This is a genomic window from Vibrio mytili, from assembly GCF_000830505.1.
Classification (GTDB): Bacteria; Pseudomonadota; Gammaproteobacteria; order Enterobacterales; family Vibrionaceae; genus Vibrio; species Vibrio mytili.
In genome coordinates this window covers 1-203 of the sequence record NZ_JXOK01000083.1, presented here as the reverse complement: position 1 = coordinate 203, position 203 = coordinate 1, and the positions used below count along the sequence as shown (strand labels likewise).

Sequence of the window (203 nt, the reverse complement as noted above, 5' to 3'; positions counted from 1 at the left end):
TTTGTAGTTATTAAGGTGATTGGTAAAACCGTTAATAACGTTGTATATGGTGGCTACGACGGGATTCGAACCTGTGACCCCATCATTATGAGTGATGTGCTCTAACCAGCTGAGCTACGTAGCCATCTTTTTGAGCGAGACAATATAAACCCTCACGCTCTCAGTGACAACCCTTTTATAAAAGGAATTCCCACCTTCGATGT

Annotated in this window: 1 tRNA gene; it reads right to left on the bottom strand. The window is 42.4% G+C overall.

Annotation, left to right across the window (positions count from 1 at the left end):
* Positions 1-47 precede the first annotated feature (47 nt).
* Positions 48-124, bottom strand: a tRNA-Met gene (locus SU60_RS20290).
* Positions 125-203: the final 79 nt, after the last annotated feature.